The organism is Microcystis sp. M53603_WE2 (assembly GCF_030065435.1).
Genome location: NZ_JASJFF010001048.1, coordinates 1 through 7,707, shown reverse-complemented (window position 1 = coordinate 7,707; position 7,707 = coordinate 1). Strand labels below are relative to the sequence as shown.

Here is a 7,707-nt window from a genome sequence, read left to right as displayed (position 1 = left end):
TTGGAGTGATTGGGGGGAAAATTTAGGGATTTTTTCCCTGAAAATTAGGTAATTGACCACCTGAAAATGGGTAAAACCCCACACCCCACACCCCACACCCCACACCCTGCCCCCACGAAAAACTTTTTCAGCAGCCCCTAATTATCATCAAAAAAGCTTGACTTATGGTTATAATTGTGCCAATTCAAAAATAAAACGCATCAGCGGCGGACTTCGGGATTTCTATCATTAAAAGATTATTAAACCTCTAGGTTTACTCACTTAAATTAGCAGTTTCTAGCCATTTTTTACCCATTTCAATGGGAATACCGAGGGGAGGACAGAGGACTTTAATTAATTCAATTCCTCCCGTGATTAAAATGCTTCTTAAGCGAGAATTTTTCTTGATTTCTGCGTCAACTTGTGCGACATGCGACAAAAGTTTGTTTTTCAATTTCGGTATTAGTGGGATAAGTTTGGGTGAGTTGGCTGATAAGTTGTTGGATTTCTTGGGCGGCTTCAGCTAAATTTTGGGGTGTGGCGTAATTATGAATAATGCCATCACCCTGTTCAATAATCTGGACGTTTTGGGGTTGAACAATGTTGTATTTAGAGCCTTGAGTATTTTCTGACATAGGTGTTTCTGAAGTTAAGTTATCTATTAAGACTATAGCATCCATAATAGAGAATTGAACAGCGAGATCATTTTCTGCTTCTAAGGCCTGACATAGGAGAGGAATTATTGATTCATCACCCATTTTTCCGAGACATTGAGCGGCTTTTATTCGCATTTGAGCATCGGAATGTTTTAGCCTTTTGGAAAAGGCTTCAATAACTAGCTGTAAATAGTCAGGCTTGAGTGCCATTTTAGGTTAAGGCATAACGAGAACCAATTTTACCGATTGCATCGGTGGCACTGAAACGAACGCTATCTTCTTCATCGGATAAGGCATTGATTAAAGCGGGAATAGCTTCTTCTAGTCCAATTTCACCTAAAGCCTCGGCTGCGTTCCTACGAACATCTTTATTAGAGTCTTCTAAAGCCTTGAGTAACTCTGCAATCGCTGCTTCCGAGCCAATTTTACCCAAAGCCTCGGCTGCGTACATACGAACATACTCATCAGAGTCTTCTAAAGCCTTGAGTAACCCCGGAATGGCTATTTCTGAGCCAATCTTACCCAAAGCCTCGGCTGCGTACATACGAACATCTTTATTAGAGTCTTCTAAAGCCTTGAGTAACCCCGGAATGGCTATTTCTGAGCCAATCTTACCCAAAGCCTCGGCTGCTTTGATACGAACATTCCAATGAGAGTCTTCTAAAGCCTTGAGTAACCCCGCAATCGCTGTTTCTGAACCAATCTTACCCAAAGCCTCGGCTGCGTACCCACAAACCTCAAAATAAGAGTCTTCTAAAGCCTTGAGTAACCCCGCAATGGCTATTTCTGAGCCAATATTACCCAAAGCCTCGGCTGCTTTCATACGAACAAACCCATCAGAGTCTTCTAAAGCCTTGAGTAACCCCGGAATGGCTGTTTCCGAGCCAATTCTCCCCAAAGATTCAGCCGCTTTAGCGCGAATTTCGGGGTGGTTATCATCTAGTTTTTTAGAGAGGGAATTAACGGCGATTTTGGTATATTCATTAATTTTAATCATATTGTTTTCTATTTGGTGATTAGTTGTTAAAAAAATTGATTTTATTTATCAATTTTTGCCCTGAGAAATTCTTCTAATTTCTTCATGTCTTCCGGACTAGGAGTCAGGGTAAATCGAGTTACACCTGGTTCAGTTCGCATTCTATCCATATAAATTCTTAAGGCTTCATCATCTTCTCGATGGGAGAGGACATATTTTCTTAATTCGGGGCGAGACATTTGGCAAAAATCAGGTTGATGATTCATCTTCAAACTCCACATTTCCTTTAGTTAATATGATAAAGCTAAGAGTTTCACCTGCTAGTATATAAATTTACTTGCGTTTTTCATCATAGCGAAATAGATGAATATCGGTGTAGAAATTAGACAGGGTTTAACACATTCTAAGGCAAGTAAGCATCTGTTCGGGGGTGGGTATCATTATTGATGGATTTTTCCTCCAATTTACCAGTTTATCCCTGTGAGAAGTATAGCATCCTACAGTCCTTGAGATTGAGTAGATGATGAGGACGAGGTTTTTGTAGTAGAATTAGGAATATTTTGACTATCCTCTCCAAAACTGGCTATCTCTGAAAAAGTAATAGGTGTATATCTGACGATTCAGCAAGAACCTATTGGTTTAGCAGTTACCAACCGAGTTGTTTTTTAGCATCTTCCCAAGTAATTCTTTGTCCTGATTGATCCTGTTGAATTGCTTCAGATAGGATTTCGGCAAACTCTTTGTCTTGTAAAATATCAAGAGTTTCCAACCAAGATTCAATTTGAGCGTAATTCAGGGCAACCATAATGGGTTGACCTTCTTTGGTAATAATAATAGGTTCGTCAGTCATTTGCTCAGACCATTCAACCAGCTTTTGTCCTGTTTCAGTAATGTTTAGATATTTAGTCATGTCAGCAATTAAAAGTTATCAACTAATGATTATAGCAGTTATCGTTCAAATGAGTTACAGAGAACAAATTGGGTATAGTCAGGAATATCACCTTTAGCCTTTATCTTTTAAAACAATCATTCTGGGATTTAGTTAAATATTTTGACTATCCTCTGCAAGTTTAGTTTCTACTGCTTCAATCATAGCTGCAAATTCCGATTGGCCGTGTAAGTTGATATCGAGATTATTCATATCTTTAAGAATGTTAGTTAGATTATCAATATTGCTCCTGATTTCATTATATAAGTTTAATGTCGCCATGATACTATTAGTTTTAGCTAAATCAATTTGTTTGTATTTTGCTTGTAGTTTTGCTTTTTCGTCTTCCCAATATTTCAGGTAGTCTATGCGCTCGAAGTCATTATAAATTCTGGCATCTGGTAAAATAATCGGGAATATTCTTTGATAAAAGTCACCATTTCTGGCAATTTCTACTAATTCAAACATACAGTTTTCTGATTTTAAGTATCTATCGCTGATGACGACGACGACACATTTCCCCTGTCCAATTTGCTGCATAAAGTTTTTGATGGAGTCTTTATAGCTGGTGTGGGTTTTATCCCGAATAATCTCAATTCCTTTAGCGGCAAAAGCTTGGACGAGTTGATTAGCCATTTCGTTGCTGTCTTCTTGCCAGTTGTAGGAGATGTAAACTTGTTGATTCATGGGTTGGGAGAGGGGGTGATAGTATTTAAGTTTGTTTTGAATTGTGTCTAGTGCTTCTCTAGCTTGAGAGAGAGTATCGCCATTATTTAATGTGACAAAATCAGGATTTTTCAGGCATTTGATAAGTTCAGTCATCGCTGTTTCTGAGCTAATTTTACCCAAAGCCTCGGCTGCCTGCGAACGAACATACTTATTAGAGTCTTTTAAAGCCTTGAGTAACCCCGGAATGGCTGTTTCTGAACCAATCTTACCCAAAGCCGCGGCTGCCTCCCTACGAACATCGCTATTAGAGTCTTCTAAAGCCTTGAGTAACCCCGCAATGGCTGTTTCTGAACCAATCTTACCCAAAGCCTCGACTGCCTTCCAACGAACAGAAAAATAAGAGTCTTTTAAAGCCTTGAGTAACCCCGCAATGGCTGTTTCTGAACCAATTTTACCCAAAGCCTCAGCTGCCTTCTTACGAACATCCTTATTAGAGTCTTCTAAAGCCTTGAGTAATCCCAGAATCGCTGTTTCTGAGCCAATATTACCCAAAGCCTCGGCTGCGTTCCAACGAACATACCAATCAGAGTGTTCTAAAGCCTTGAGTAACCCCGGAATGGCTGTTTCTGAGCCAATCTTACCCAAAGCCTCGGCTGCGTTCCTACGAACATACTGATTAGAGTGTTCTAAAGCCTTGAGTAACCCCGCAATGGCTGTTTCTGTGCCAATATTACCCAAAACCCAGACTGCGTTCCCACGAACATCCTCATCAGAGTCTTCTAAAGCCTTGAGTAACACCGGAATGGCTGTTTCTGAGCTAATCTTAGCCAAACCCGCGGCTGCCTTCCAACGAACATACCCATCAGAGTCTTCTAAAGCCTTGAGTAACACCGGAATTCCTTCTTCTGAGCCAATCTTACCCAAAGCGAAGGCTGCACTCCTACGAGCATTCCTATCAGAGTTTTCTAAAGCCTTGAGTGACCGAGGAATTGCTGTTTCTGAGCCAATTTTACCCAAAGCGAAGGCTGCCTTCCCACGAACATCTTTATCAGAGTGTTCTAAAACCTTGAATAACCCCGCAATGGCTGTTTCTGAGCCAATTTTACACAAAGCCACGACTGCGTTGCTACGAACATCTTTATCAGAGTCTTCTAAAGCCTTGAGTAACCCCGCAATGGCTGTTTCTGAACCAATCTTACCCAAAGCCTCGACTGCCTTCCAACGAACAGAAAAATAAGAGTCTTTTAAAGCCTTGAGTAATCCCGCAATGGCTGTTTCTGTGCCAATCTTACCCAAAGCCTCGACTGCGTTCCCACGAACATCCTCATCAGAGTCTTTTAAAGCTTGGTTTAACTGATTAACAACTTGATTAGACTTTGTTAATCCCAATAACTCCACCTTAAACCGTTTCGGCACATCCAACCCAAGCACTAACCCCACTGTCTGCTTTTGAAACTTAAAGTTGACTTCTCCTGCTAACCTCGCTCCTAATTTTAAATCAATCTCTAACCCTAATTTAACCACCCGTTTTGCTTGGGTTTCATTATCCAATAACCCTAACAGCAACGCCATAGGTTCTGTCCATTTGAGATAATTCAAATAGTCCCACTGTAACTGCTCATCACTGAGATGGGGTAACTTTTTCTTTAATTCCTCAGCCGTGTAATATTCTTGAATCAGTTGGTGGCGAAAAGCAATTTTATCATTACCTTCTAGGTGAATTAGATGATATTTCAATAAATCTTCTAGCCATTCCAAAGCAGTATTATCAGGATAAGAAATTTTGCCCTGTAAAAACTCTATTAATATCTCCTCTGCTTGATTCTTAGAAATAGATAACTTTATCTCCGTTGGGTTTTCACCAGTTGTCATCGTCCACGCCAAATGTTGCAGTAGTCGATTTTGCCAGAGATGCAAATCCTCTGAAATTTTAACTCCTTTGCGTATGTCAATTTCTTTTGTAAAATCTCGGAAAACTAAGCCCAAATTAGCAGGAATTTTGTTCTGATTATTATCAAAAACTGAACAAAGCATCCACAAAAGTAGGGGAGTCTGGCCAAATTCCTTGAGACGATTTCCCAACTGTTTAAGCATTTCTTCGCCTTTTTCAGGCAAATAGGTCTTGACAAAATCCCGCATCTGTCGTCCAGTCAGGGGGAGCATTTCCAGCTTTTTTTCAATATCTAAGTCGTCGATGCCTAAATCCCTTGTGGTGAAAATCATCGAAATTTCTGCATACTGCTGGCGAAAGTTTTTTAAATTCTGTCGTGCAGTATCTGAGGGCAATTCATTGATACCATCAAATAATAATAATGGTCTAAAATTCTGATTTTCTAACAGCCAACTTTCTAGGGTATTACTATCAATAATTAATTTATGGCGTTTCAGGAATTGTAAAATTAAATCAAGAATTGAGGTTTCATACAAGCGTAATTCGATGAGAATGGGAATTTGAATGATTTTAGCTTGATTTTGTTGATTTAGGCGCAAGCTTTGGGCTTCTACGGATTCTTCTAATAATAATCTGGCTAAAGCGGTCGATTTTCCTGAACCGGGACGACCTTTTAAAAGAACGTGATTAGTCGCATATTCGCGTAAAAGTTTTAAAACTTTTTCGGGTTTTTCTGGTCTTTCTGCTCTTTCTTGTGGGTTTTGTGGTTCTTTTTCAATCGTCTGCACCTGCAAATCCATTAAAGGTGCAGTTTTCGACGGGCGTGTTTTTCTCTCTACGTCCGTGAGGGTGTAAAATGTCTCCCACTGGGCGTACTTTTCCGAGTCCGAGATTGATTTGAGATAGGGAGTCCAGTCAATCATTGATGCTGTCAAGTATTTAAATTACCTGTTGAGACGAGGAAAAAGGCAACCCCCCAACCCCTAGCAGGGGTAGGGTTGATTCATGAATCAACCCTACTATGAATCAACCCTACCTTGCTTATTTTTAATTGTAGGCTAAGAAGATTTGGTCATGACTTACAAGATAGAATCGGAGTTTCTGCATCCCTCTCTCCTGTCAGACCGGGAAAACCCCATCCGAATATAAACACTCACGCTGCCGTCGTACCTTGTTCCAAGCACTTTAGCGTATATCTGGCACGAGTTTTAAGAATTGTTAATTGATCTGTTTTTGCCAACAACTCATCTAACTCAGCTACTTCATCAGCGCAGAGTAAAGATTCTGCATTTCTCGTCACTAAATCATCTAAACGGGTTTGCTCTACGAGGGACAATTGACAACTTGCCAGCGCTTTTAATTCATCCACACTCAAACCAATCAAACAATCTTCATCGAGTCCTAATGAATTGGCAAATCGAGAATAGGTGTTCCAGTCTAATAAAACCCCAACTCGTTCCCCTTGCTCATTTGTTAAGTATTCTACCGGCTTGGACATATTAGAAACACTCACAATACAATATAATCCTATTTTAGTAATTAATTCCAGAAAATGCCATCGATCGCCGATAAGGTTATCCTATTTTTGTTTTCCTAATTGTTAGATTTTCTAAAAAGTTGAAAAAGTACGGGCGAAGCATTCGGATAGAAAATCTCTGGTTTCAGCGATAGGTTATTGTCCGAATGCTGGACGCAATTGCCGATAAGGTTATCTTATTTTTGTTTTCCTAATTGTTGGCTTTTCTAAAAAGTTGGTGCGTTACGGCAATATTTAGACCTTGATTTTTTCCCTAAAAACAATGGATGCCTAACGCACCCTACGTTTATTTTTGTTTTCCTAATTGTTGGGCCTTATAAAAAGTTTCTAAACTGTGACTATCCCCGACAAAACGCCAGTGCCAGGGTTCATAATTAATACCCTGGAGATTATTTTCAGGGAAAGATAACTCGAAACTATACTGGGCAGCGTTATTTTGCAACCAACGAAAAGCGGCAGTATTAGCAAAACTGCTACTTAAATTCGTTGCGGGAGCGCGACCATCGCCAATATCGATCGCATAACCGGTATGATGTTCGCTGTAACCCGGAGGTGCGCTCACTTCTGCTCGTTTGCGGGTTTGCTGATTGCGTTGTTCTTTAACTTCAAAAAAGAGCTTGTCTTGGGTTGCTTTCGATCGAAATGCGGAAATCGGCATTAAAATCACCCCCGACCTTCTCGCGTCACTCTGCATCTGGATAAAAGCTTTGGCTGCTGCTTTCCTTAAACGCATAGCACCATCCCCAGTAATAGGGGCTAATTCCGTCTCTGGAGCCTCTTCATAGGGTAAATGACCTAGAATGTTCTCAATGGGGCTAGGAGTGGCTTTAATCGGGGGGGAGGGGTTAACCGGCGGTTTGTTTACGGAAGCAGGGGAACGATTCAAGACTGCTAGGGCAATTATGCCGGTTCCCACCAGAGCAAGTAAACCGCTTGCGATCGCTATGAGACCATTAGGATTAGTAGTTTTTCTGTACTGGTTGTCCCGCAAAGCTTCGGGAATATCATCGATCGGTTTCACGGTTTACTTACCCTCCTCCAAGATAATTACATTATTCCCCGGCCACTCCA

Annotated in this window: 8 protein-coding genes; all 8 read right to left on the bottom strand. The window is 40.6% G+C overall.

Annotated features, from left to right (window positions below; all coding sequences use genetic code 11):
• Positions 1–253: 253 nt before the first annotated feature.
• Positions 254–418: a hypothetical protein gene (locus tag PX481_RS22120; protein WP_288096000.1), complete on the bottom strand. Its 165-nt coding sequence runs from the start codon at positions 416–418 to the stop codon at positions 254–256.
• Positions 396–845 (bottom strand): HEAT repeat domain-containing protein, encoded by a 450-nt coding sequence (locus tag PX481_RS22115; protein WP_002760294.1) that lies wholly within the window; start codon positions 843–845, stop codon positions 396–398. Before PX481_RS22115 ends, PX481_RS22120 begins: the two co-directional genes overlap by 23 nt.
• A 1-nt stretch (position 846) precedes the next feature.
• Positions 847–1,632: a HEAT repeat domain-containing protein gene (locus PX481_RS22110; RefSeq protein ID WP_002760295.1), complete on the bottom strand. Its 786-nt coding sequence runs from the start codon at positions 1,630–1,632 to the stop codon at positions 847–849.
• Positions 1,633–1,673: 41 nt separating this feature from the next.
• Positions 1,674–1,877: a DUF6887 family protein gene (locus PX481_RS22105; protein WP_002760296.1), complete on the bottom strand. Its 204-nt coding sequence runs from the start codon at positions 1,875–1,877 to the stop codon at positions 1,674–1,676.
• 380 nt (positions 1,878–2,257) lie between these two features.
• A complete protein-coding gene (locus PX481_RS22100) occupies positions 2,258–2,521 on the bottom strand; it encodes a type II toxin-antitoxin system Phd/YefM family antitoxin (protein WP_002750215.1) in 264 nt (87 codons plus the stop codon).
• A 132-nt stretch (positions 2,522–2,653) separates the two neighbouring features.
• Positions 2,654–6,022 (bottom strand): HEAT repeat domain-containing protein, encoded by a 3,369-nt coding sequence (locus PX481_RS22095; RefSeq protein WP_288096002.1) that lies wholly within the window; start codon positions 6,020–6,022, stop codon positions 2,654–2,656.
• 230 nt (positions 6,023–6,252) lie between these two features.
• Positions 6,253–6,612 carry a hypothetical protein gene (locus PX481_RS22090; protein ID WP_233271131.1) on the bottom strand — a complete coding sequence of 120 codons (360 nt, stop codon included), beginning with the start codon at positions 6,610–6,612 and terminating at the stop codon, positions 6,253–6,255.
• A gap of 310 nt (positions 6,613–6,922) precedes the next feature.
• Positions 6,923–7,657 carry a M15 family metallopeptidase gene (locus tag PX481_RS22085; protein ID WP_288095996.1) on the bottom strand — a complete coding sequence of 245 codons (735 nt, stop codon included), beginning with the start codon at positions 7,655–7,657 and terminating at the stop codon, positions 6,923–6,925.
• Between the last annotated feature and the right edge of the window lie 50 nt (positions 7,658–7,707).

What these genes read in the sequence shown, in the direction of transcription:
- PX481_RS22095 (WP_288096002.1), bottom strand. Translation starts at nt 6,022, where the DNA reads ATGATTGACTGGACTCCCTATCTCAAATCAATCTCGGACTCGGAAAAG.
- PX481_RS22110 (WP_002760295.1), bottom strand. Translation starts at nt 1,632, where the DNA reads ATGATTAAAATTAATGAATATACCAAAATCGCCGTTAATTCCCTCTCT.
- PX481_RS22115 (WP_002760294.1), bottom strand. Translation starts at nt 845, where the DNA reads ATGGCACTCAAGCCTGACTATTTACAGCTAGTTATTGAAGCCTTTTCC.
- PX481_RS22105 (WP_002760296.1), bottom strand. Translation starts at nt 1,877, where the DNA reads ATGAATCATCAACCTGATTTTTGCCAAATGTCTCGCCCCGAATTAAGA.
- PX481_RS22100 (WP_002750215.1), bottom strand. Translation starts at nt 2,521, where the DNA reads ATGACTAAATATCTAAACATTACTGAAACAGGACAAAAGCTGGTTGAA.